Here is a 22,207-nt window from a genome sequence, read left to right on the forward strand (position 1 = left end):
CACCTGGTCTCCGGCGACGGGCGCCGGCCGGGGGGTGGCGGACGGCGACGGTGCGCGAGGTCGACCGCCCGACCCCGCGCACCGTCCGGCTGCGGCTGGAGGTGCCCGACCGGGTCGACCACCTCGCCGGGCAGCACTACGTCGTCCGGCTCACCGCCGAGGACGGCTACCGCGCCCAGCGGTCCTACTCGGTGGCCTCCGCGCCCGGGGACCCGCTCGTCGAGCTGCTCGTCGAGCGGCTCGACGACGGCGAGGTGTCGACCTACCTGGCCGACGTCGTCGAGCCGGGCGACCTGCTCGAGGTGCGCGGCCCGATCGGCGGCTGGTTCGTCTGGGAGGGCGGGGGACCCGCGCTGCTGGTGGGTGGCGGCACCGGGGTGGTGCCGTTCGTGTCCATGCTGCGCACCGCCCGCGAGCTCGGCCGCGAGGACCTGCTGCGGATCGCCGTCTCCACCCGCACGGCCGCCGAGCTGCCCTACGCCGACGAGCTCCGCGCGGCCGGCGCGCTGGTGGTCACCACCCGGGAGCAGTCGGGCATCCGCCCGGCCGGCCGGCTGACCCCCGCCGACCTGGTGCCGCTGTGGGAACCGGGCCAGACCGCCTACGTCTGCGGGTCCACCCCGTTCGCCGAGGCGGCCAGCCAGCTGCTCGTCGGCCTGGGCGTGCCCGCCGCGGACGTCAGGGTCGAGCGGTTCGGCCCCAGCGGCCCCGCCTGACCGGCGGCTGGGGCGGCCGGCCGCGGCCGCGCAGCCAGGAGCCCAGCGCCACCCCGGCCAGGGCCCAGAACGCGCCCGCCCCCACGCCGGCGAGCACGATCCAGAACGGGACGCGCAGCTCGTCGTCCACCGGGCGCGGGGTCGGGACGGGACCGGGTGCGTCGCTCATGGCGCCGAGCCTGCACCCGTGCGGGTGGACGGTCCAGGGGCGGCGCCGGTCCCCGCGGCGCCGGGGGCGATGATCGGGGGGTGTCCTCCGCCGTCGTGACCGCCGTCGACGTCGTCGACCCACGGCTGCGCGCGGAGCTGCTGGCCTGCTGGACCGACGTCACCAACGCCGGCGGTGCGGTCGGCTTCGTCCCGCCGGTCACCCCCGACGACGTCGCGCCGGTCCTCGACGCCGTCGTCGGGCGGGTCGCCCTGGGCCGCGAGCGCCTGGTGGTGCTGCGGGTCGACGGCGAGCTGGGCGGCTTCGCCGTGCTGTCGCTGTCGGTCAGCCCGCTGCGCCGGCACTGGGCCACCGTGCTGCGGGTGCAGGTGCACCCGCGGCTGCAGGGGCGGGGCCTGGGCCGGGTGCTGGTGTCCGGCGTGCACGAGGCCGCCCGCGCGATGGGCCTGGAGATGCTGCACCTGACCGTGCGCGGCGGCTCCGGCCTCGAGCGGTTCTACGGGCGGTTCGGCTACCGCGAGTTCGGCCGGATGCCCGGCGCGATCCGGCTCGCCCCCGGCGACGACCGGGAGGAGATCCACCTGGTGGCGCGGCTGGGTCAGCCCGCCGAGGGCTGAGCCAGCGGGTCGGCGCCGTCGACGGTGCCGCGCGCGGAGAGCACCGCCAGTCGGGCGAACAGCTCCTCGGCGTACCAGCCCTCCCGCGCCGTCCGGGCGACGACGGCGGCGTGCTCGGGGCGGTCGAAGGCGAAGGTGTTCAGCGCCGCGGCGGAGTCCCAGACGCTGAAGGTGCCCTGCAGGCCCAGCGGCGCCTCGCCGATCCCGACCGCCATCCGCAGCCCCGGCGCGCGGTGCAGGTCGGCCGACACCGGCGGCACCGCCGACCAGAACCGCGCCGCCCGGCGCAGCACCAGCCGGGCGCGGGTGACCGCGGCGACCGGCCCGTCCCAGCGCCGCGGGCGCGGGCTGCCGAACGGCTCGCGCCCCGACCAGAGCCCGCGGGCGGCCAGGGGGCGCAGCCGCACCGACCACTCCTCGTCGGCGATGCGCCGCCAGCTCGCGCCCACCGGGCCGTCGTCGACGGCGTCGGCGGCGGTGTCGTCGTCCCACACCGCCAGCAGCCCCCACCGGCGGGGGTCGGCGTCGCGGGCGGTGAACGTGCGCCCGTCACCGGTGCCCAGCAGCTTGGCGAAGCGCAGGCCGGGCGTGCGGGCCAGCGCCGGCCGCAGCGTGGCCATCCGCAGCACCGCGCGCGGCACCGCGCGGCCGGGGACGCCCCAGAGGTGGAGCGTCACGACCGGGTCGGGTGAGGGCACGCCGCCGAGGGTAGGTGCGCGCGGTGACCGACCAGCGCCGCGTCCAGCTCGGCGACACCGACGCCCCGGCCGAGGACGAGGTGGTGCAGGCCTTCGACCGGGTGGTCAGCCAGGGCGCGCAGCGGCTGCACCGCACCTGGCGCGAGGTCCTCACCACCGGCCTCGCCGGCGGGCTCGAGGTCGGCGTCGGGGTGCTGGCGCTGCTGGCCGTGTACGCCGAGACCGGCAGCCACCTGCTCGCCGGGCTGGCCTTCTCCGTCGGGTTCGTCGCGCTGCTGCTGGCCCGCAGCGAGCTGTTCACCGAGGGCTTCCTGCTGCCGGTCACCGCGGTGGCCGCCCGCCGGGCGAGCGGGGCGCAGCTGGCGCGGCTGTGGTCGGGGACCCTGGTGGCCAACCTGGCCGGCGGCTGGCTGTTCATGTGGCTGGTCGCGCACGGCTTCCCGCAGCTGGGACCCACGATGGTCGAGTCCGCCCGGCACTTCGTCGAGTCGCCGCTGGACCTGCGCGCGGTCTGCCTGGCCTTCCTCGGCGGCACCGTCATCACGCTGATGACCCGCATGCAGAACGGCACCAGCGCCGACGGCGCGAAGATCGTGGCCGCGGTGGCCGGCGCGTTCGTGCTGGCCGGGCTGCAGCTGTTCCACTCGATCCTCGACTCGCTGCTGGTGTTCGGCGCCCTCCACACCGGGACCGCACCGTTCGGCTACGGCGAGTGGCTGGCCTGGTTCTGGTACACGACGCTGCTCAACGTGGCCGGCGGCCTGCTGGTGGTCACGCTGCTGCGCCTGGTGCGCAGCAAGGAGCTGCTGCAGCGCGAGCGGGCCGAGGCCGACGCGGAGCGCTGACCGGCCGGGCCTGCCGCGGCCGGACGCCGCCGGTGGCCAGACTGTCGGCGTGATCGAGGTCGACGGGCTGACCAAGCGCTACCGCACCCGCGTCGCCGTCGACGACGTGTCCTTCACCGTCCCCCCGGGCCGGGTCACCGGCTTCCTCGGCCCCAACGGCTCGGGCAAGACGACGACGATGCGCTGCGTCCTCGGGCTCACCCGGCCCACCGCGGGGACCGCGACCGTCCTCGGCGTGCCCTACCGGGAGCTCGACGTCCCGATGCGCCGGGTGGGTGCGCTGGTCGACCCGCGGGCCCGCCACCCGGGCCGCACCGCGTACGCCCACCTGCTCGCGCTGGCGCAGAGCAACGCCCTGTCGGCGTCCCGCGTCGACGACGTCGTCGACCTGGTGGGCCTCGGCGCCGTGGCGCACGAGCGGGTCCGCGGCTTCTCCCTCGGCATGGCTCAGCGGCTGGGCATCGCCGCGGCGCTGCTGGGCGACCCCGAGGTGCTGCTGCTCGACGAGCCGGTCAACGGCCTGGACCCCGAGGGCATCCACTGGGTGCGCGGGCTGCTGCGCGACCTCGCCGCCGAGGGCCGCACCGTGCTGGTCTCCAGCCACCTGATGAGCGAGATGGAGGACACCGCCGACCACCTGGTGGTGCTCGGGCGCGGCCGGCTGCTCGCCGACGTCGCGATGACCGACCTGCTGGGCCGCGGCGCGTCGGTGCGGGTGCGCAGCCCGCGGGCGCCGGTGCTGGCGGCGGCGCTGCACCGGGCCGGGGGCGCGGTGTCGCCGCAGCCCGACGGCGCGCTGCGGGTCGACGGGCTGTCCGCCGCGGCCGTCGGCGACGTCGCCTTCGCCGCCGGAGCGCCGGTGCACGAGCTGGCCACGGTCACGGCCTCGCTGGAGGCGGCCTACCTGGCGCTCACCGGGGAGGACGTCGAGTACCGGGCCGGTGCGGCGTGAGCGTCGCGCTGACCGCGGTGCTGCGCAGCGAGTGGACCAAGCTGCGCACGCTGCGCTCCACGTGGTGGTGCACCGGGGTGTACCTGCTCGTGACCGGCTCCTTCGCCTGGCTGGCCGCCGCCACCACGCACAGCGCGCCGACCGCCGACGCCGCCGTCGGGGTGGTGCTCACCGGCTTCGCGTTCGGCCAGGTGGTGCTGGTCGTCCTCGGGGTGCTCGCGGTGACCGCGGAGTCCGCCACCGGGATGGCGCTGGCCTCGCTGGCGGCGGTGCCGCGCCGCACGCGGCTGCTGGCGGCGAAGATCGCCGTCGTCGCGGGGTGGGCGGCGCTGACCACCGCGCCGCTGGTGGCGGCCTGCGCGCTGGCGGCGCGGGTGCTCGTCGCCGTCCCCGGAGGCGTGTCGCTCACCGACCCGGACGTGCTCCGCCCCGCCGCCCTGCAGGTGGCCGGGGCGGTGCTGGTCACCGTGCTGGCCGCGGGCCTGGGAGCGGTGCTGCGGTCGACCGCGGGGGCGGTGGGCCTGGGGGTGGCCCTGGTCTTCGTCGCCCCGCCGGCGCTGGCGCTGGCCGGCGGGGCGGGCGCCGAGCTGCTGTCGCAGGCGATGCCCGCGCTGCGGGTGGGGGAGGACGCGTTCCTCGCCGTCCCCACCGGCTGGCCGGTGGGTCTCGCGGTCGCCGGCGCGTGGGCCACCGCGGCGTGGGTCGCCGGCGCGGTGCTGCTCGAGCGGCGCGACGTGTAGCCAGGGGCCGAGCGCGGCTCAGCGCGCGGCGGCGAGTCCCCGGCCCGCCGCGTGCGCCGGCCCGGTGGCGGACTCGCGGATCCCGTAGCGGGCGTAGAACCGGCCCAGCGGCTCCGGCGCCCACCAGTTCGCCCGGCCGAGGAGCCGCATGGTGGCCGGCACCAGCAGGGCCCGCACGACGGTCGCGTCGACCACGATCGCGATGAGCATCGCCACCCCGATCATCTTGATCAGCACGACGCCGGAGACGGAGAAGGCGCCGATCACCACCACGAGCAGCAGCGCGGCGCTGGTGATGATCCCGCCCGTGCGCTGCAGGCCGGTGGCCACCGCGGCGGTGTTGTCGCCGGTCAGGTCGTACTGCTCCCGGATCCGGGACATCAGGAAGACCTCGTAGTCCATCGACAGCCCGAAGACGATGGCGAGCACCAGGATCGGCGAGGTGGCCTCGATGAACCCGGTCGGGGTGAAGCCCAGGACCCCGGAGAGGTGACCGTCCTGGAAGATCCACACCAGCGCGCCGAAGGAGGCGCCCAGCGACAGGACGTTCATCAGGACGGCCTTGATCGGCAGCACGACCGAGCCGAAGGCCAGGAACAGCAGCACGAACGACGTCAGGGCCACCAGCAGGGCCATCCACGGGAGCAGCGCGCCGAGGCTGTCGAGCAGGTCGGCGTACACCGCTGCCGTGCCGCCGACGAGGACGACGGCGCCCCCGGGAGCGGGCACCTGCCGGATCGCGGCCACCAGGTCCCGGCCCTCGGCGCCCATCGCGTTCACGTCGGCGGCGACCACCACCCGTGCCATGCTCCCGGCGACCTCGGCGACCGCGGCGCCGTCCACGCCCGGGACGGCCGCGACCGCGGCGACGTAGGACTGCAGCGCGGCGGTGCCCTCGGGTGAGTCCGCGGCGCCCGGCAGGGTGACGACCGCCTCGACCGGGCCGGACGGGCTCGGGGGGAAGTCCCGCTCGATCGTCTCGGCGACCACCCGGCTCTCCGCGCCCTCGGGCATGGCGCGCACGTCGATGCCGCCGAACTCCGCCCGGGCGAACGGCAGGGCCAGCGCGACCAGCAACCCACCCACCACGACGGCGTAGACGACCGGACGGCGCATCACGCTGTGCGCGATCCGGTACCAGGCCCCGTCACGCTCCCGGGCGTGCGCGGGCCGCCGACGTCGACGGCCGAGCGAGCGCAGCGAGAGCGCGTCGACGCGGGGACCGAGCACGGCCAGCAGCGCCGGCAGCAGGGTGAGTGCGGCCAGCATGGCGACCAGGACCGCGCTCATCCCGCCGAAGCCCATCGAGCGCAGGAACACCTGCGGGAAGATCAGCAGCCCGGCCAGCGACAGCGCGACGGTGACGCCGGAGACGGCGACCGTGCGGCCGGCGGTCGCCATGGTCCGGGCGAGGGCGTCCTCCACGGACGCCTGCCGGCGGACCTCCTCCCGGAACCGGCTGACCACGAACAGCCCGTAGTCGATCGCCAGCCCGAGGCCCAGCACGGTCACCACGTTGACCGCGAAGATCGACACGTCGGTGACCAGCCCGAAGGCGCGCAGGGCCGCGAACGAGCCGAGGATCGCCGTCACCCCGATGGCCAGGGGCAGCCCGGCCGCGGCGAGGCCGCCGAAGATCACGACGAGGAGGACCGCCAGGACCGGCAGCGAGATCGTCTCCGCCGTCGCGATGTCCTCGCTGACCTGGGTGTTCATGTCCCGGTTGAGGGTCACCTCGCCGCCGAGCCGGGTGGTCAGCCCCGGGGCGGCCAGGTCGTCCTCGACGGCGTCGAGGACGTCCTCCCGCTCGTCCTCGTCACCCCGCAGGCTGAGGACGGCGTAGGTGCTGCGCCGGTCGTCGCTCACCAGGAACGCCGCGCCCGTGTCGAAGTACGAGACCGTCCGGAGCACGTCGTCCCCGGGCAGGGAGTCGAGCGTGGAGGTGACCGCCTCGGCGTAGGCGGGGTCGTCGACCGTCGTGGTGTCGCTGGAGTACAGGACGACGACGTCGGCGGTGCTGCGGCCCAGCTCGCGCTCGGCGACCTCGGCGGCCCGGGAGCTCTCGCTGTCGGGGTCGGAGAAGCCGCCGCCGGTCATCTGGCCGAAGACGCCGGTGCCCCAGGCGCCGGCGACGGCGACGAACGCGAGGGAGAGCGCCAGGACCCACCGGCGCCGGCGGTACACGGCGCGACCCAGTGCCTCGAACACGGCCTCTCCCTCGTCCCGGGAACGGGCTGGTCCCGCTCTCAGCGCACCGTCCGGGAGATCCGCGGGGAGGGCTGTCGTCCTCGCGACACGTCGCCCGTCCCTCCGGCGACACGACCAGCGCAGCCCTCGTCCACACCCGCCCCCGTGTCCACTGCCCTCCGGGCGGCCGGAACGGCGTCCCGGCGGCCCGGACGGCAGCATGGCGGCCGGAGGAGCGGCGCGGAACCGGGAACGGCGCGGCGCGGCCGCCTACCGCGGGCCGAACGCCACCGCCCGGAACCCCTCGAACACCGGCGGGGGAGCGGGCGAGGCCCACACCTGGTTGGTCAGCAGCACCGCCGTCGTGCCGGTGACCGGGTCGGTCCACCAGGAGGCGCCCAGCCCGCCGTCCCAGCCGAAGGAGCCGGCGTGCCGGCCGCCGGGTTCGTCCTCGCGCCGCACCCCCAGGCCCAGGCCCCAGCCGCCGCCCTCGTCGTCGACCGGGCCGGCCTGCTCGGTGAGCATCGCCCGCACCGTGCCCTCCCGGAGCACCGGCTCGCCGCCGGCGAGCAGCACGCGCGCGAGGACGCCCAGGTCGTCGACGGTGGACACCAGCCCGTCGCCGCCGTCGGGGAAGGCCGGGGGACGCGCCCACTGCCCGTCGGGCGGGTCGTAGAGCCCGCGCCGGCCGGCGTCGTCCGGCGGTGCCCAGTGCGGGCCCAGGCGGGGGCGGGCGGCGTCGGGCACGCCGAAGCCGGTCCCGGTCATCCCCAGCGGCACGAGCACCCGCTCGGCGAGCACCTCGGGCAGCGGCCGGCCCCCGGCCCGGGCGACCAGGACGCCCAGCACGCTGGAGCCGGTGTGGTAGAGCCAGCGCTCCCCGGGCTGGTGGGCCAGCGGGACCGAGGCCAGCCGGCGCAGCCACTCGTCCGGCGGCGGTGCGGCCTGCGGCTGCGGAGGACCGGCCGGAAGCCCGGCCTCGCCGAGCGCGGCCACGGTCGGCGTCGGCCAGGGGGCGGTGAAGTCCAGGCCGGTCCCGAGGCGCAGCGTGAGGACGTCGCGCACCGTGACCGGCCGCCGGGCCGGGACCGTGCCGGCGGACGGGTCGGCGGGGTCGGCGAGCACGCGCGGGCCGGCCAGCTCGGGCAGGTGCGGGTCGACCGGGTCGTCCAGGCGCAGCGTGCCGTCGTCGACCAGCGCGAGGGCGGCGACGGCGACCACCGGCTTGGTCACCGAGGCGATGCGGAAGACGGTGTCGGGGGCGACGGGGTCGTCCCCGCCGGGGGTGTGCGTGCCGGCGGCGCCGCGGGCGACCTCGCCGTCGCGGGTCACCCACCAGGCCGCTCCCGGTACCGCTCCGGCGGCCACGGCCTCCGACACCACCCGCTCCACGTCCTGCGCCAGTCCCATGCCCTGTCGACCGGCCCGGGACGGCGGACTCATCGGCCGCGGGCCGACCCGTGCGACTCCAGCGCCCCACGACTGAACTGTGCCCCAGGTCACAGGAGCGGTCCTATGGTGCACCCATGCCCACCTGCGGGGAGTGTGGGGAGGACGTTCCTCCGCGATTCCGCTTCTGCGGTGTCTGCGGGACGCCGGTGGCCGAGCCGGCCGCGCCGCAGCGGGAGGTCCGCAAGACCGTCACGGTGCTGTTCTGCGACGTCGTCGACTCCACGCGGCTCGGCGCCCGGTTGGACCCCGAGTCGCTCCGCCAGGTGATGGGCCGTTACTTCGAGGTGGCGCGGGCGGCCCTGCAGCGGCACGGCGGCACGGTGGAGAAATTCATCGGTGACGCCGTCATGAGCGTCTTCGGGATCCCCACCCTGCACGAGGACGACGCCCTGCGCGCCGTCCGGGCCGCCACCGAACTGCGCGAGGCGGTGGGCCGGCTCAACGCCGAGCTGCGGCGGGAGTGGGGGGTCGAGCTCGCGCTCCGGATGGGCGTCAACACCGGGCAGGTCATCGCGGGCGACCCGGCGCACGGGCAGACCCTCGTCACCGGGGACGCCGTCAACGTGGCCGCGCGGTTGGAGCAGGTGGCGGACCCGGGGGAGATCGTCATCGGCGCGGTGACCTGGACCCTCGTCCGCGACGCGGTGGTCGCCGAGCGGGTCGGCGCGCTGGCGCTCAAGGGCAAGGATGAGCCCGTCGACGCCTACCGGCTGGTCTCGGTCACTCCGCTCGCCCTCGGCCGCGCCCGGCGGGTGGACACGCCGATGGTGGGGAGGGCGCGGGAGCGGCACCTCCTGGACGAGGCCTTCGAGCGGTCCGTCGCCGAGCAGCGGTGCCACCTGTTCACGGTGCTCGGGCCGGCCGGGGTGGGGAAGTCCCGCCTGGTCCACGAGTTCCTGTCGGACGTGCGCGGCAGGGCCACCGTCGTCCGCGGCCGCTGCCTGGACTACGGCGAGGGCATCACCTTCTGGCCGCTGCTGGAGATCGTCCGCGACGCCGTGGGAGCCGCTGCCGACGCGACCCCCGACGAGCTGCGCGCCCTGCTGCGCGAGGCGATCGACGGCGAGGAGCACGCCGCCCTGGTCGCCGACCGGGTGGCCGCGCTGGCCGGCACGAGCGAGTTCGCCAGCCGCACGGACGAGGTCCCCTGGGCGGTGCGGAAGCTGCTCGAGGGGCTCGCCCGGCGCCGCCCGCTGGTGGTCGTCGTCGACGACCTGCACTGGGCCGAGCCGACCCTGCTGGACCTGGTCGAGCACGTCGCCGACTGGAGCCGCGAGGCGCCGGTCCTGCTGCTGTGCCTGGCCCGGCCCGAGCTGCTCGACGTCCGGCCCGGCTGGGGTGGGGGCAAGCTCAACGCCACCTCGATCCTGCTCGAGCCGCTGAGCGAGGTGGAGTCGGCCACGCTGGTCGGCAACCTGCTCGGCCGGATCGCCGACGGCGAGGCCGTCCGCGCGCGCATCGCCACGGCCGCCGAGGGCAACCCGCTGTTCGTCGAGGAGCTGGTGGGGATGCTCGTCGACGACGGCGTGCTGGTCCGGGACGGCGACAACTGGCGGGCGACCGCGGACCTCGCCGCCACGCCGATCCCGCCGACCATCTCCGCGCTGCTCGCCGCCCGGCTCGACCGGCTGGCGGAGCAGGAGCGGTCGGTCATCGAGCGGGCCAGCGTGGTGGGGAAGACCTTCTACCGGACCGCGGTGTCGGAGCTGTCGCCCTCGGAGCTGCGCCCCGAGGTCACCACGAGCCTCATGGGCCTGGTGCGCAAGGAGCTGATCCGGCCCGACCGGTCCGGCTTCCTCGGCGACGACGCCTTCCGCTTCCGCCACCTGCTCATCCGGGACGCCGCCTACGACGCGATGCCCCGCCGCGAGCGGGCCGAGCTGCACGAGCGGCTCGCCGACTGGCTGGAGGAGGCGGCGGCCGGGAAGATCGCCCAGTTCGAGGAGATCCTCGGGCACCACCTCGAGCAGGCCTACCGCCAGCGGGTGGGGCTGGGGACGGCCGACCAGCGGCTCACCCACCTCGCCCGCCGGGCCGCCGCCCACCTCGCCGCTGCCGGTCGCCGGGCGTTCGGGCTGTCCGACGTGCCGGCCGCGCTGGGGCTGCTGGAGCGGGCCCTGGAGGTCGCACCGGCCGAGGATCGCCCGCCGATCGCCGCCGAGCTCGCCCCGGTGCTGGCCCACGCCGGCCGGCTGCAGGAGGCGCGCGAGGTGCTCGACCGGGCCGGCGGCGACGGTCCGGCCCTGACGCTGGCGCGCCTGGAGCTGCGCATCCTCTTCGAGCAGACCCGGCTGACCCAGGTGGAAGGGCAGCTCGAGGCGGTCCTGCACGACCTGGAGGTGGCCGGAGACCGTGCCGGGCTGGTCCGGGCCCTGCACCTGCTCTCGGAGGTGGAGTGGCTGCAGGGACGCGTCCTCTCCGCCGAGCAGCACACCCGGCGCGGCCTGGACGTGGCGCGCGAGATCGGTGACACGCGGCAGGTCAGCCTCGCGCTGAGCCAGCTCGGCTTCTTCACGCTCGTCGGCCCGACGCCGGTCGACGAGGGCATCGAACGGTGCACCGCGCTGCTCGCCGAGGTGGGTGACGACCGGCGGACCCGCGCCGCGCTGCTCCGGACGGTGTCGGGTCTGCACGGCCTGCGCGGCGACTTCGCCCGGTCCCGCGAGCTCGCCGCCGAGAGCCTGGGTGTCCTGGACGACCTCGGGCTCCGGCTGGCCGCCGCGCAGGCGTCGGTCGAGTTCGCCATGCGCGAGCTGATCGCGGGGGACGTGCTGGCCGCCGAAGCGGTCGCCCGCGCCGGCTACGACGTCCTGGAGGCGATGGGCGAGCGGTCCTACCTCTCCACCAGCGCCGCGGTCCTGGCCCACGCGCTGAGCCTGCAGGGTCTCCACCACGAGGCCGCCCGGTTCGCCGAGGTCAGCGAGCGCACGGCCGACCCCGTCGACGTCATCCCGCAGGTCGAGTGGCGCGTGGCGCGGGCGCGCGTGCTCGCCGGGACCGGCCGGACGGCGGAGGCGGTACGGCTGGCCGAGGAGGCCGTGGCCGAGGTCGCGGGCACCGACCTGATCGGGTTCCACGGGGACGCGCAGTACGAGCTGGCGCTCCTGTTGCGGGAGGACGGGCGCACGGAGGAGGCGCTCGCGGCCGCGCGGGCCGCCCTCGCCCTGCAGGAGCGCAAGGGCAGCCGGGCCGTCGCCGGCCACGCCCGTGCCCTCGTCGAGGAGCTCACCGACGACCAGTTCGCGGCCTGACGCCGTGCGACCCCGCCTCCCGGACGCCCGTCGACCGGTCACGCGGGGCGTCCCGGCGCTGCGGGCCCCACGCCGGGCGGTCGCCCACCTGCCGGCGCTGCTGCACGCCGTCGCCCGGGACCGGGACCGGCTCCCCGCCCGGGTGCGGGACCTGCTGGTCGACCTCGGTCCCGCCTGGACCAAGGTCGGCCAGGTGCTCAGCACCCGCGGCGACGTGCTGCCGCCGCGCTGGGCCGCCGAGCTGGCCACCCTGCGCGACCGGCTGCCGGCCGAGGCGCCGGACACGGTCGCGGCGGTGCTGGGGCGCGCGTACCCGGACGGCGTCGAGGCCGTGCTGCCGGGCCTGTGCCTGGAACCGATCGCCGCCGGCACCGTGGCCCAGGTGCACCGGGCGCGGCTGCCGGCAGGCGAGCCGGTCGCGGTCAAGGTGCTGCGCCCGGGTGCGACCGAGGCCCTGCAGGCGGACTTCGCGTTCCTGCTGGCGCTGGCCGCGGCGGCCGAGCGGGTCAGCCGCACGGCGCGCGTGCTCAACCTGCGCGGACTGGTGACCGAGCTGCGCGAGCTGCTGCTGTCCCAGACCGACCTCACCCACGAGGCCCGCAACTACCGCCGGTTCGCCCGGGAGTTCGCCGACGACGACACCGTCCGCATCCCGGCCGTGCACAGCTCGCTCTGCCGTCCCGAGGTGCTGGTCACCGAGCTGGTGCAGGAGGTCGGGCCCTACGACGTCGACCGGGTCGCGTTGGAGCCGGCCGCGATGGCCAAGCGCCTCGACGACCTGCTCGACCGGATGATCTTCCTCTCCGGCCTCTGCCACGCCGACCTGCACCCGGGCAACTTCTTCTGGACGCCCGACGGGCGGATCGTCCTGGTCGACCTGGGCCTGGTGCACCAGCTGTCCAAGGAGGAGCGGCAGCACGCGCTGACCTTCTACTCCGCGGTCCTCGACGGCTTCGACGAGTTCGCGGCGGCGTACGTCCTGCGCCACCTCACCACCGTGGCCGGGGCTGCCGACGGCGCACCGTTGCCGGCGGCCGCCCTCGAGGACGTCGGCGTCCTGGTGCGCACCCACTGGACCGGGGCCGGCGGGCGTCCGCACTTCTCCCGGACGTTCGTGGACCTGCTCGACGCGCTCGGCCGTCACGGGTTGCAGCTGCGGCACCGCTACAGCCGGCTGTTCCTGACCCTGGCCACGGTCGAGGGCTACGAGTACTCGCTGGACCCGGAGTTCGACGCGCTGGAGAACGCGCGCCGCAAGCGGGTCGAGCAGGCGGAGTACGTCGGCATCCCGCCGGAGGCCGACGCCCTCGTGTTCCAGGGGTTCGCGACCTACTCCACCGCCCGCTTCGACGGGTCGGCCGACCCCAGGCAGGCGTGGGCCGAACGCGACCGGCTGGTGCTCGACACCCTCGGCGTCGGGCCGGGCACGAGCCTCCTCGACGTCGGTTGCGGGCGTGGGCAGCTGCTGGCCGCGGCACGTGACCGCGACGCCCAGACGCTCGGCATCACGGTGAGCCGGCCCGAGCACGAGGCCTGCACCGCCCGCGGGCTGGAGGTCGTCCTGAGCAGCTGGGAGGACGCCGACCGGCACCTCGGGGACCGGCGGTTCGACGCGCTCGCCGCCGTCGAGATGGACCTGCACCTCGGCACGCTGCACGAGAACCGGGTGGGGCTGCTCGACCTCCGGCTGGACCGGTTCTTCGGCTGGGCGCACCGTCATCTGCGCCCGGGCGGCGGCCTGTTCCTCCAGACGCTCAGCGTCCCCGAGGCGCTGCTGCACGACCCGTCCTGCGCCGACGAGTTCGAGCGGCTCACCGACGCCCTGCCCTGGACCGGCTTCAGCACGCTGCCGCAGGTGGTCCGCTGCTCCGACCGCTGGTTCGCCGCCGAGCAGGTGCTCGACCACTCGGGCGACCTGCTGCCCACGTACCGGTTCTGGCGGGACAACGTGAACCGGCAGATACCCGCGCTGCGGGAGGTCGTGAGCGACGAGGTGATCGTGCTGGTCCGCCGGCAGCTCGACGCGCTCATCGGCATGGCCGAGTCGGGGCGGCTCTCGCTCTACCGGGTGCTGCTGCGTGCCCGGGAGACCCCGGGCGCGCGGTGACGGGCGGCGGGGGCACGCACCCCAGCCGCCCGCCCACAGGCGCCGTCAGCCGGCGTCCTCGGTCTTCTTCTTCGAGCCGAGTGCGCCGCTCAGGTGGCCGGCGACGTCGTCGTCCTCGTCCCGGGCCTTGGGGTGAGTCGGCCGCAGACCACCGATCACGCTGTGCCCCTCGACGTCGTCGGACTCCTGCACGTAACCCGTCCTGCCCTTGGAGCCGTGGCCCCCGACGTCGTCGGTCTCGTCGCGTTCTGCGTCGGCGTTCCAGCGGGGCCTGCGGTCGGCGTGGCCCTCGACGTCGTCCGGGTCGGTGCGGTGGGTGATCGGCTGCTGGGGTTCCATCGGTTCCTCCTCGGATGGGTTCTGCTTCGTGCGCTCACTGTTCGGTGGCCTGACGCCGGGGACTGTCCGACGCCTGACGTGGGCGGTGTCGGCTGCGCGACACGACAGCTGCGTCGGGAGCCGGTTCACGTCGTGTCGCCGTCCTGACCGGCCGACTGTCGGCCGTGCGACAGCCGGAACGAGGGGTCGGCGCGACGGTGGGCACAGCCCGGCCGGACCGGGGACCAGCAGGAGCCACCATGACCGTCTCCCTCGCCTCTCGCCTGCACGAGCGGGACGTCCACCGGACGGCCGTCCTCGCGGCTGCGGTCGTCGCCGTGGCGGTCCTCGTGCTCCTGCTCGTCGTCCTGAGCGGTAGCGGCGACTCGCTGACGCCGGTGGACACGCTGGCGCCGGCCGCGCCCGGGTGGAGCCCTGCGCCGCCGGAGACCCTCGCGTCCTGACCTCCCTGCGGCCAGGTGCAGCTCCGTCGGTGCCCGCGCTCGGCAGCGGTCCTGCCGGCACTGGCTGACCGGCGGTACGACCAGGGGGCGGTGGGGTCTGTGGCCCCACCGCCCGCCGAGACATCAGGCGTCGTGCTCGGTCTTCTTCTTGGACCCCAACGCCCCGCTCAGGTGACCGGCGACGTCGTCGGTCTCGCCGCGCTTCCAAGGCATGTGGCCCTCGGTGTCGTCGGTTCCCATGTCACCGGGGTTTCGGAGGCCGTGGCCCTCGACTTCCTGTGTCTCGTCGCGCTCGGCCTCGGCTCGGTACCTGAAGGGCATGTGCCCCTCGACGTCGTTGGCCTCGTCGCGCTTGAACGGCATGTGGCCTTCCACATCGCTTGTCTCCTGGCGTTCGGCGTCGGCCTTGAACCGGAGGGGCATGTGGCCCTCGGTGTCGTCGGTCTCCTGGCGTTCGACCTCGGCGAACTTGTACTTGCTCCCATGGCCCTCGGTGTCGTCGGTCTCGTCCCGCTCGGCGTCGGCGCCGCCCCATCGAGGTGCATGGCCTTCGACGTCGTCGGTCTCGTCGCGCTCGGCGTCGACGAACTTGACCTTGGACGCATGGCCTTCGGTGTCGTCGGTCTCGTCATGCTCGGCGTCGGCCTTCATCCGGAAGGGCATGTGGCCTTCGGTGTCGTCCGTCTCGTCGCGCTCGGCGTCGGCGCCGTTGTACCGGAAGCCGTGGCCTTCGGTGTCGTCGGTTTCATCGCGCTCCGCCTCGGCCTTGTACCGGAAGGGCATGTGGCCCTCGACGTCGTCGGGGACAGGCGTGGGCGGCTGCTCGGTCATGGTGTCCTCCTCGTGTCGGTGGTGCCTGGTGCTGCCAGCGTTCGGTCGGGAGGGGTGGCGGTCTGTCGGTCCGGTGACGCGGGAGCTGTCGCCTGCGCGACACCGGCCGCCAGCGGGGTGCGGGCCAGCCGGCTGCCGATCCCGGCGGTGAGAGCCGGACTCAGCGCCGGGCCGCCACTGACCGCGTCGAGGAACAGCGCTCCGGGTATCCGCCACAGCAGCGCGTCGGTCTCCGTCGTCACGGTCGCGGTGCGCGGCACGCGCTCCACCAGGCCGATCTCGCCGAGGTAGTCCGGCGCGTCCATCTCGTTGACCCGGCGCGGCCCGCGGCCGTCGTCGTGGTCGACCACCAGCGAGCCCTCCACGAGCACGAAGAGGTCGTCGGCCGGGTCGCCCTGCCGCAGCACGACCGCCCCGGCCGGCACCCGTTCCTCCGCGGCGGCGGCGGCGAGCCGCTCGAGCGTGGGCCGGCCGGCGCCGTCGAGCAGCCGCAGCCGCTCCAGCACCGCGACCCTCGGCGCGAGCGCCCGGCGGCCGCGCTCCGCCGCGGCGTCGAGGTCACCGACGAACAGCAGCGAGGCCGCCGCGAGCAGCACCGGCACCAGCCCCCCGACGGCGAGCGCCCCCGGTAGTCCGAGCCCGGCCACGAGCGCCGGTGCCAGGAAGGTCCCGGCCGCGGTGCCGACGGCGGTCAGCGACAGCACCAGGCCCGACACCCGGCCCAGGACGTCCCCGGCCACGCTGCGCTGCAGCGCCGTCTCCACGAGCACGTCGAGGGCGACGATCGCGATGCCCTCGACGACCAGCACCAGGTAGGCAGGCGCCGGGGCGCGCAGCACCGCCAGGGTCGCCAGCGGGGCGCCGGTGAGCACGACCAGCACACCGATCACGGCACGGGGCCGCCGGGCACGGGCGAGCCGGGCACTGAGCACCGCCCCGAGCACGCCGCCCACACCGGACGCGGCGAGCAGCCAGCCCAGCCCGCCCGTGCCGGTGCCCAGCAGCTCGTCGCTGACCAGTACCAGCACCACCAGCTCGATGCCGTACACGAACGACCCGGCGACCAGGCACACCACCAGGACCAGCACCAGCCGGTCGCCGAACAGGGCCCCCGCGCCCTCCCGGAGCTGGGCCAGCGCCCCGGAGCGCGGGGCGCCCTCCTCCCGGGCGGCGCGCACCGACCGGCTGCGGATGGCCAGCAGCAGGACGGCGGACACGGCGAAGGTGGCCGCGTTGATCCCGAACGCGACCACCGGGTCCCCGAGGAGCAGCAGCAGCCCGCCCGCCGCGGGGCCCGCCACGAAGGCGACCTCGCTGACCGTGCTCGTGAGCGAGTTGGCCGCCGCCAGCTCGTCCTCCGGCGCGACCGCGGTCACCAGGGCGCTCGCCGACGCCTGGTAGAGCGTCGCCGCCGACGCCGAGACCGCGGACAGGGCGACGACGGCCGGCGCCGGACCGGACATCGCCGCGGTGACGGTCAGGCCGGTCATGGCGGCGAGCTGGACGAGGTCGCCCACGGCCATCACCCGGTGCCGCTCGAAGCGGTCGGCGACCACGCCGGCGATCGGGGACAGCAGCGTGTAGGGGATGAACCGGCTCAGCGTCGCCGCCGACACCCACGCCGCCGAGCCCGTCTCCTCGAAGACGTAGGCCACCAGGGCGACCAGGTAGAGGAAGTCGCCGAGGCGCGAGGTGGTGAACGAGAGCAGGTACAGGCGGAAGTCGCGCCGACGCAGCACCGACCGGGTCGGGCTCACCGCGCGGTGGGCGCCCCGCCGGCCCGCCACGGCGCTCAGCCCACGAACCGGCGGAGCGCGGGGACGTCGTGCAGCGCCACGTCGCGGCCGTCGACGGTGATCCACCCGCGTCGCTGGAAGCCCTGCAGCGCCGCGTTGACCGTCTGCCGCGACGATCCCACCCGCTCGGCGAGCTCGGACTGGGTCAGCCCCAGGTGCACCCGCCGGGCACCGTCCGGCGGCGCGAGGCCGAGCAGGAGCTTCGCCACCCGCCGCGGCGTATCGAGGAAGACGAGGTCGGCCGCGTCACCGGTGAGCCGCCGGACCGTGCCCGCGAGGGAGGCCAGCAGCGCCCGGGTCAGCGCTGGTGAGCGCTCGGCGACCGCGAGCACCGTCTCGCGGGGGATGCGCACCACCGTGGCGTCGGTCAGGGCGGCCACGGTGGCCGAGCGCTGCCCGCCGTCGGCGACCGTCAGCTCGCCCACGGACTCGCCGGGCTCCAGGACGGCCAGCAGCAGCTCCTCGCCGTGCGGCGAGGTGGCCACCGCCTTGAGGCTGCCCTCGGCCACGATCAGCAGCGAGTCGCCCGGGTCGCCCTCGAGCACGACGAACTGGCCCCGCCGGTAGCGGCGGGCCGTCGACGACGCGGCCAGCCGCTGCAGGTCCGCGTCGGGCAGTCCCGAGAACAGGGCGCAGCGCCGGAGCGCGCGCGCACGTGCGGTGTCGTCCATCTGAGCCCCCGTGTCGACATCCTGGGCAGCGGTGACGCAGGTCACAGCAGTCCGGCCCGGATCATGACGGTCGGGGCGAGGGCAGGGGAACCCGGAACGACGCGCCCGTCCGGCGAGACGGCGACGACGGCCGACCACAGCTCACCCAGCGTGCTGGCCAGGGGCAGGACCGGTAGCCGGCCGGCGGGTTCGCCGTCGCTGACCAGGTGGGCGACCAGCCCGACGTCGACCCGGCCGGTCACCGGGCGGATGCCGGAGCCCTCGCCGGCGAGCTGCCGGACCACGATCCCGTCACGGGCGACCGGCGCGTCCGTGGGCGCCAGCCGGAGCAGCGTCGGGGCGACCACCGGCAGCGAGCGGTGACTGCCCCGGCGGGCGCTGCCGGTCGACGCGGCGCCCGCGGGCGCGGTCGCCGACGTGTGCAGCACCCCGGCCAGCCGGCCGCCGTCGAGCAACCGGGTCACCCGGCGGGGCACCCCCTCGTCGTCGACGGGCCCGGCCGCCGGGGCGAGCGGGGACAGGCCGTCGTCGTCGAGCGTCACCGCCGGGGACGCCAGCGACGTCCCGAGAGGGCCGCGGAACGGGCTGGCGCCGTCCAGCGCGGGTCCGGTCAGTGCGCGGCCGAGGGCGGTCAGCAGCGTCGCGGTCACCTCGGGGGCCAGCACCAGCGGCAGCCCTTCGGGCACTGCGGCGCGCGGGCCGAGCAGCGCGGTGGCCTCGGCCACCGCCTCGGCGGCCAGGGCGGACACGTCGCAGCCGTCGTCGGCCCGCCGGCCGGCCCAGCCGGTCGCGCCGCCGTGCGCGTCGCCGCCGACCACGCCGAGCTCCACCTCGACCGACCGCCGCCCGTGCCGGACCCGCACCCCCCGGGTGGAGACGACGGTGACCTCGGCCCGATCCTCCCGCCACGACGCGACGTCGACGGTGTGCACCCGCGGGTCGAGGGAGCCGCCGAGCCGCGCCAGCTCGACCGCCGTCGCCACCCCGGAGTCGACGGGCTCGCCGTCGGGGAGGCCAGGTGCCGCGGGCGCGGGGTGCGGCTGCGCGACCGGGAGCCGGTCGGCCTCGTCGGGCACGGCGCGGGCTACCGCGGCCCGTGCCCAGGTGAGCGCCGCGGTGAGCCCGTCGTCGCCCAGGTCGGTGGTCGAGGCGTATCCGGTCCGCGGGCCGGCGGCGCCCAGGGCGACCACGCGCAGCCCCAGGCCCACCGTCTCGGCGCGGCTGACCTGGCGCAGCTCGCCGCCCGTGCCGGCCTCCACGCGGGTGACGACGCGGTGCAGGGCGTACACCTCGGCCTCCTCGTCGCCGCGACACCGGCCGAGCAGCGCGTCCGCGGCCTCCGCCGGGGCCCTCACGACCCGCTCCCGGTGACCGTGAGGCCGTCGATGCGCAGCGTCGGGCTGCCGTAGGACACCGGCACCCACTGGCCGTCGTTGCCGCACAGTGCCTGGACGTACGCGAGGTCGTCGCCGACGGCGGTGATCCCGGCCAGCGCCGCGGGGCCGTTGCCGAGCAGGGTCACGCCGGTCAGCGGCACGGTCGGCTCACCGCGCTCGACCAGGAACGCCTCGCTCGCCGTGAAGGCGAAGTCCCCGCTGGCGACGTCGACCTCACCGCCGGACAGCCGGGTCACGTACACCCCGCGGGCCAGGTCGGCGAGGACGGCGGCCGGGTCGTCGCGGCCCGGCCGCAGCGAGGTGTTGCTCATCCGGCACAGCGGGGGAGCGGCCGCCGACTCCCGCCGGCCGTTGGCGGTGCCGGCGCACCGCAGCTCCTCGGCGGTGCTGCGGTCGGTCATCGCGGCCACCTGCACGCCGGCGTCGACCAGCACGGTGCGGGCGGCGGGAGTGCCCTCGTCGTCGACCCGGTAGGAGCCGAAGCCGCCGGGCACGGTCGGGTCGTCGACGACGGTCACGTGCGGTCCCGCGAGCCGGCGGCCCACGGTGCGGGAGTAGACGGAGGTGCCCCGTGCCACCCCGTCCGCCTCCAGCCCGTGGCCGCAGGCCTCGTGCACCAGCAGCCCCCCGCCGCCCGGGCCGAGCACCACCGGCAGGGCGCCGGCCGGTGGCGCGACGGCGCCGAGCAGCCGCAGCGCCCGCTGCCCCGCAGTCGCCCCGACCTCCTCCGGGGTCGTCCCTCCGGTCAGGGCGAGCCCGCCCCAGCCGGGGCCCTCGAAGCCGGTGGCCGTCCGGCCCGAGCGGCGCGCCACCACGCGGCAGGTGAGCCGGGTCCGGGTGCGGGTGTCGCGCGCCAACCGCCCCTCGCTGGTGGCGACCAGCACCGACTGCACGACCTGCACGAGCGTCACGGTCACCGAGCGGATGCCCGGTCCCCCCTCCCGGGCTGCCTGCGCGCACCGGCCCAGGAGGTCGGCGTGCCCGGCCACGTCGAGATCGGGGTCGGCCGGGGCCGCCGGCTCCCCGTGCAGCGGCCGCACCGCCGCGCCCGGCCTACCGTCCCGGACGGCGGCCGCGGCTCCGGCCGCGGCCAGCAGTGCGCCGCGGTCGAGGACCGTGGTCGACGCCGATCCCCGTGCACCGGCGCCGCCGACCCGCACCGCGGCGCCCATGTCGCGGTCGCCGAGGAGCTCGAGCCGGCCATCCTGCAGGCGCGAGGTCGCGCTGGTCCGCTGCTCGGCGAAGACCTCGCTCCAGGCCCCGCCCCGGCGCATCGCGGCGGTGAGGGCCGCCGCGACGTCGTCGAGGTCGACCGGCGGGACCGGCCCGCTCACCGGTCGGGGCGGCCCGCGCCGGAACGGTCGCCGTCGTCGCTGTCGTCGTCGGGGTTCCCCCGGCCATGGCCGGTGACGTCGTCCTCTGCATGGCTCATCGGGTCCTCCGTCGGTCGTCGGTGCGGTAGGAAGCCACAGTCCCGACGACGCGGCGGACGGACTGTCGTCCGCCCGACACCCGGCCGGTCGGGTGCCGGACACTTCAGGGAGGTGCCGTGGACGCACAAGACCCCCCGGCGCTGCTCGCGTCGCTCACCGACCTGGGACGACGCTCCTTCGGAGCGGCCGCCTGCTCGCTGGCTGTCCTGGAGCCCGACGAGGAGCACCTGCTGTTCCGGGCGGCGAGCGGCGAGGGTGCCGCCGAGGTGGTGGGACTGCGCCTGCCGGTCAGCCGGGGGATCGCCGGCTGGGTGGTCTCCTCGGGGCAGCCGATCGCCGTCTCCGACGTCCGGGCCGACCCGCGCTTCGCCGTCGACGTCGCCGAGTCCACCGGCTACGTCCCGCGCGTGCTGCTCGCCGCGCCGGTGACCGCGGGCGGGGAACCGCTCGGCGTGGTCGAGGTGCTGGACCCGCGCGCCGAGGCCGCCGACCGGCTCGACCTGCTGGCCGCGCTGGCCGCGCACGCCGGGCACGCGGTCCGGGCAGGAGGCGCGCCGGAGCCGGACCGGCCGGACCTGCCGACCCTGCTGCGCGAGGTCACGCGGCTCGACCCCGCCGGACAGCGGGCGGCCGGTGACCTGCTCACCGCCCTGCTCGACCACCTGGGACGGCGCGGTGGACCTGCCGGCCTGGTCTGAGGCCTTCACCCCCGGCCGGCTGGGCGGGGTGCGGCCGCTCGGGGTGCCGATCACGCCCGGGTGGGCGGAGGGCGCCGGGACCGGCCGGGGCGTGCGGGTCGCCGTCGTCGACAGCGGGGTCGACGGCTCCCACCCGAGCGTGGGCGGCGTCGCGGGCGGTGTGGCGCTCGAGTACGACCCCGACACGGCCGACGGCGTCCGGGTCGAGGAGGGGCCGCACGAGGACCTCTTCGGACACGGCACCGCCTGCGCCGGGGTGATCCGGGCGCTGGCGCCCGAGTGCGAGATCTACAGCGTCCGGGTGCTCGGCCGGCGGCTCACCGGCAAGGGCCTGGTCTTCGCCGCCGGGCTCCGCTGGGCGATCGAGCACGGGATGCACGTGGTGAACCTGTCGCTGAGCAGCTCGCGCCGGGAGCACCACGGCCTGTTCCACGACCTCGCCGACCTCGCCTACTTCCGGCGCGTCCTGCTCGTGTCGGCGGTCAACAACAGCCCGGCGGAGAGCTACCCGTCGCTGTACTCGTCGGTGTGCTCGGTGGCCGCCCGACCCCAGCCCGGCCCCGGCTTCTCGTTCAACCCGGAGCCGCCCGTGGAGTTCGGCGCGGCCGGGGTGGACGTCGACGTCGCCTGGCTCGACGGCGGCTCGATCACCGCGACCGGCAACAGCTTCGCCGCCCCGGTCGTCGCCGGGCACGCCGCCCGGATCCTCGGCGAGCACCCGGGGCTCACCCCGTTCCAGGTCAAGACGGTGCTGCAGGCACTGGCCGACAACGCCGTGGCCGACAACACCGTGGCCGACAACGCCGTGGCCGACAACGCCGTGGCCGACGACGCCGTGGTCGACGACGCCGGCTGAGCCGCCCGG

General features: G+C 76.3%; 20 protein-coding genes. 10 read left to right on the forward strand and 10 right to left on the reverse strand.

Going from position 1 to position 22,207, the window contains the following annotated elements; all coding sequences use genetic code 11:
• Positions 1-50 precede the first annotated feature (50 nt).
• Positions 51-716: an FAD-binding oxidoreductase gene (locus tag ACI8AD_RS19280; protein WP_456872141.1), complete on the forward strand. Its 666-nt coding sequence runs from the start codon at positions 51-53 to the stop codon at positions 714-716.
• On the opposite strand, the gene ACI8AD_RS19285 is transcribed toward ACI8AD_RS19280, so the two are convergent.
• Positions 679-885 (reverse strand): hypothetical protein, encoded by a 207-nt coding sequence (locus ACI8AD_RS19285; RefSeq protein WP_141233810.1) that lies wholly within the window; start codon positions 883-885, stop codon positions 679-681. The genes ACI8AD_RS19280 and ACI8AD_RS19285 overlap by 38 nt on opposite strands.
• Before the next feature lie 80 nt (positions 886-965).
• On the opposite strand from ACI8AD_RS19285, the gene ACI8AD_RS19290 reads away from it, so the two are divergent.
• A complete protein-coding gene (locus ACI8AD_RS19290) occupies positions 966-1,502 on the forward strand; it encodes a GNAT family N-acetyltransferase (RefSeq protein WP_456872142.1) in 537 nt (178 codons plus the stop codon).
• Here the strand turns inward: ACI8AD_RS19290 and ACI8AD_RS19295 are convergent.
• On the reverse strand, positions 1,484-2,200 hold the full coding sequence (locus ACI8AD_RS19295) for a monooxygenase (protein WP_456872143.1): 717 nt from the start codon (positions 2,198-2,200) through the stop codon (positions 1,484-1,486). The genes ACI8AD_RS19290 and ACI8AD_RS19295 overlap by 19 nt on opposite strands.
• A 23-nt stretch (positions 2,201-2,223) precedes the next feature.
• On the opposite strand from ACI8AD_RS19295, the gene ACI8AD_RS19300 reads away from it, so the two are divergent.
• Genes ACI8AD_RS19300 through ACI8AD_RS19310 form a run of 3 tightly spaced genes read left to right on the forward strand, consistent with a single transcriptional unit; the run spans position 2,224 to position 4,737 of the window.
• Positions 2,224-3,045: a formate/nitrite transporter family protein gene (locus ACI8AD_RS19300; RefSeq protein ID WP_456872144.1), complete on the forward strand. Its 822-nt coding sequence runs from the start codon at positions 2,224-2,226 to the stop codon at positions 3,043-3,045.
• 49 nt (positions 3,046-3,094) lie between these two features.
• Positions 3,095-3,997: an ABC transporter ATP-binding protein gene (locus ACI8AD_RS19305; protein WP_456872145.1), complete on the forward strand. Its 903-nt coding sequence runs from the start codon at positions 3,095-3,097 to the stop codon at positions 3,995-3,997.
• The gene (locus tag ACI8AD_RS19310; protein WP_456872146.1) at positions 3,994-4,737 is read left to right on the forward strand and encodes an ABC transporter permease; all 744 of its coding nucleotides are present in this window, start codon (positions 3,994-3,996) and stop codon (positions 4,735-4,737) included. Before ACI8AD_RS19305 ends, ACI8AD_RS19310 begins: the two co-directional genes overlap by 4 nt.
• Before the next feature lie 18 nt (positions 4,738-4,755).
• Here ACI8AD_RS19310 and ACI8AD_RS19315 read toward each other — a convergent pair whose 3' ends face one another.
• Positions 4,756-6,945: an MMPL family transporter gene (locus ACI8AD_RS19315; protein ID WP_456872147.1), complete on the reverse strand. Its 2,190-nt coding sequence runs from the start codon at positions 6,943-6,945 to the stop codon at positions 4,756-4,758.
• A gap of 249 nt (positions 6,946-7,194) precedes the next feature.
• The gene (locus ACI8AD_RS19320; RefSeq protein WP_456872148.1) at positions 7,195-8,334 is read right to left on the reverse strand and encodes a serine hydrolase domain-containing protein; all 1,140 of its coding nucleotides are present in this window, start codon (positions 8,332-8,334) and stop codon (positions 7,195-7,197) included.
• A 188-nt stretch (positions 8,335-8,522) separates the two neighbouring features.
• Between ACI8AD_RS19320 and ACI8AD_RS19325 the strand changes: the two genes are divergently transcribed.
• Positions 8,523-11,627 (forward strand): AAA family ATPase, encoded by a 3,105-nt coding sequence (locus ACI8AD_RS19325; protein WP_456872149.1) that lies wholly within the window; start codon positions 8,523-8,525, stop codon positions 11,625-11,627.
• A gap of 4 nt (positions 11,628-11,631) precedes the next feature.
• A complete protein-coding gene (locus ACI8AD_RS19330; protein ID WP_456872150.1) occupies positions 11,632-13,734 on the forward strand; it encodes an AarF/UbiB family protein in 2,103 nt (700 codons plus the stop codon).
• A 45-nt stretch (positions 13,735-13,779) separates the two neighbouring features.
• Here the strand turns inward: ACI8AD_RS19330 and ACI8AD_RS19335 are convergent, their stop codons facing one another.
• Positions 13,780-14,073 (reverse strand): hypothetical protein, encoded by a 294-nt coding sequence (locus tag ACI8AD_RS19335; RefSeq protein ID WP_456872151.1) that lies wholly within the window; start codon positions 14,071-14,073, stop codon positions 13,780-13,782.
• A 239-nt stretch (positions 14,074-14,312) separates the two neighbouring features.
• On the opposite strand from ACI8AD_RS19335, the gene ACI8AD_RS19340 reads away from it, so the two are divergent.
• A complete protein-coding gene (locus tag ACI8AD_RS19340; RefSeq protein WP_456872152.1) occupies positions 14,313-14,516 on the forward strand; it encodes a hypothetical protein in 204 nt (67 codons plus the stop codon).
• A 123-nt stretch (positions 14,517-14,639) separates the two neighbouring features.
• On the opposite strand, the gene ACI8AD_RS19345 is transcribed toward ACI8AD_RS19340, so the two are convergent.
• The 5 genes from ACI8AD_RS19345 to ACI8AD_RS19365 are packed head-to-tail and all read right to left on the reverse strand — an operon-like array spanning position 14,640 to position 20,545.
• Positions 14,640-15,347, reverse strand: coding sequence for a hypothetical protein (locus ACI8AD_RS19345; protein WP_456872153.1), 708 nt, complete (start codon positions 15,345-15,347; stop codon positions 14,640-14,642).
• Entirely contained in the window at positions 15,344-17,134 is a 1,791-nt protein-coding gene (locus ACI8AD_RS19350) for an MFS transporter (protein ID WP_456872154.1), read from the reverse strand. The genes ACI8AD_RS19345 and ACI8AD_RS19350 overlap by 4 nt, the downstream gene beginning before the upstream one ends.
• Before the next feature lie 5 nt (positions 17,135-17,139).
• On the reverse strand, positions 17,140-17,814 hold the full coding sequence (locus tag ACI8AD_RS19355) for a Crp/Fnr family transcriptional regulator (RefSeq protein WP_456872155.1): 675 nt from the start codon (positions 17,812-17,814) through the stop codon (positions 17,140-17,142).
• 41 nt (positions 17,815-17,855) lie between these two features.
• Positions 17,856-19,169 (reverse strand): TldD/PmbA family protein, encoded by a 1,314-nt coding sequence (locus tag ACI8AD_RS19360; protein ID WP_456872156.1) that lies wholly within the window; start codon positions 19,167-19,169, stop codon positions 17,856-17,858.
• Positions 19,166-20,545: a TldD/PmbA family protein gene (locus tag ACI8AD_RS19365; protein ID WP_456872157.1), complete on the reverse strand. Its 1,380-nt coding sequence runs from the start codon at positions 20,543-20,545 to the stop codon at positions 19,166-19,168. Before ACI8AD_RS19365 ends, ACI8AD_RS19360 begins: the two co-directional genes overlap by 4 nt.
• Before the next feature lie 215 nt (positions 20,546-20,760).
• Here ACI8AD_RS19365 and ACI8AD_RS19370 point away from each other — a divergent pair, with 215 nt between their 5' ends.
• Both ACI8AD_RS19370 and ACI8AD_RS19375 read left to right on the forward strand, forming a co-directional pair.
• The gene (locus ACI8AD_RS19370) at positions 20,761-21,342 is read left to right on the forward strand and encodes a GAF domain-containing protein (RefSeq protein WP_456872158.1); all 582 of its coding nucleotides are present in this window, start codon (positions 20,761-20,763) and stop codon (positions 21,340-21,342) included.
• The gene (locus ACI8AD_RS19375) at positions 21,320-22,198 is read left to right on the forward strand and encodes a S8 family serine peptidase (RefSeq protein ID WP_456872159.1); all 879 of its coding nucleotides are present in this window, start codon (positions 21,320-21,322) and stop codon (positions 22,196-22,198) included. The genes ACI8AD_RS19370 and ACI8AD_RS19375 overlap by 23 nt, the downstream gene beginning before the upstream one ends.
• Positions 22,199-22,207: the final 9 nt, after the last annotated feature.

The sequence above is a fragment of the Geodermatophilus sp. SYSU D00766 genome, assembly GCF_054049915.1.